The organism is Candidatus Babeliales bacterium (assembly GCA_035944115.1).
Taxonomy (GTDB): domain Bacteria; phylum Babelota; class Babeliae; order Babelales; family Vermiphilaceae; genus DASZBJ01.
The window spans coordinates 1-1,632 of sequence record DASZBJ010000027.1 but is presented as its reverse complement, the minus strand read 5'-3'; the positions used below and the strand labels follow the sequence as shown (position 1 = coordinate 1,632).

Below are 1,632 nucleotides of genomic sequence, written 5' to 3'. Positions count from 1 at the left end.
TTTCCTCTTCCGTGATTGTTGATCTCTTCGGAAATACTGCCTCAAAGGGGGGCAAAGTTCAAGGTGCATCTTTTGGAGCTACAGGGTTTATGCATGAAAGGTTATAAAACTTCTTACCATCTCAACGGTTCCGCATGCTTTTCCCCCATCTTTATGACCCACATCCCTTCTGAATTGACGCCCTTTCCGCGTCATCCCCGCGAAGGGGCTTTGTTGAATAAATGAATTAGACGAGCAAAGCTGTCTCTTTAAAGTGAAGGTAATTTTTTAAATAGCCGCGGTTTCGGGCATTCCTTGGAGGGTCATTGTATTGAGAACGCTGCACCAGATTCTTGATTCAACAACCTGGTTTTCTAAGTGATGAGAGCTTAATCGCCTTCCTAAAATTGTTTTTACGCGAAACATGCCCGTTTCCGCCAAGCTTCGTCGATGATAACCGATCTGATTTTTCCAATCTTCTCTTCCTAATGAGCGGATACTCTTAATCGCTTCATCTCGTTTTGCCACTGCTTTTGCAGAGGCTTTTTTCTTGTTAGCTCGCCTCTCATCTGAAGTCACCGCATTGTGCTGTGGGGGAAAGATGCCGAATCCTCCTCGCTTTTCTATCACTTCATAACAGGAGAATCGGTCATACGCACCATCCCCTATTGCTACACCAATTGGGTCTTCTATCGTATCCAGAAGGCAAGAAAACCCTTCGCAATCTTGTACCTTTAACTCTGTTAACTCACTGGCTTCTATGATTTGGGTTTTAGAGTTGATGGCCAAGTGCAACTTACGCCATAACCGTTTTGTAACATACCCATGTTGACGAACCTTCCACTCTCCTTCTCCAAAGACTTTTAATCCGGTTGAATCAACCACAATATGCAAGCCTTCACCATCCCTAAGTCCTTTAGGTAGGTCAACTCTCAGGTGCTTTTGGCGTTTACACACCAGGGTATAATGGGGCGCTTTTAGTTTTAATTTTAAAATTTGAAGTAAACTATCCAGGAACCCTTGGGCTCCTCGAAAGGTGAGGTGGTATACAGCTTTTAAGCTTAACATACAAAGAATGGCTTGATCACTATACTCTTGTGGTCTGCCACGTTGATGGGTCTTGTCATGAACATGCCAATTTTGAAGGGCTTCTTCACTTACCCATAAGGTAATGCTTCCTCTTTGAACCAAAGATCGGTTATATTGTTTCCAGTTACGAACACGATAAGTTTTTTGAGACATGGGTTAACCCCCCTTTTTGTATTTGATCGTTCAAAAAGAGTTTATCTCATGTTACCGTGTTCGTAACGCCTATTTTTTCAACAAAGCCCCGCGAAGGCGAGAAGAGCGCGTGAGAACAACATGAAGAGGACGTACAAAGCACGTGAAGGTGTGGGTTATCGTATTCATGCGTAGACCTTGTTTGATACTAAGCTCAATTTTTATAAATTCAATCTTCTCCAAAAAACAAATTATGGGCAATTTTTCTATGGGCAATTCAAAAAATTGACAAAATAATCTCTTAAATCTATATACTAGTCGACTTTGTATATCTTTGGGCAACCAGATCTAAGGGGAAGATCAAGGCACTTATATTTTGGAAATCAACTTTATAAAATTTCTAAAATTTAAGAATTGGTATTTAGAAAGAAA

General features: G+C 41.1%; 1 protein-coding gene. It reads right to left on the bottom strand.

Annotated features, from left to right (window positions below; genetic code table 11):
* Window positions 1–267: 267 nt before the first annotated feature.
* On the bottom strand, window positions 268–1,221 hold the full coding sequence (locus tag VGT41_02920) for an IS5 family transposase (protein HEV2601225.1): 954 nt from the start codon (window positions 1,219–1,221) through the stop codon (window positions 268–270).
* Between the last annotated feature and the right edge of the window lie 411 nt (window positions 1,222–1,632).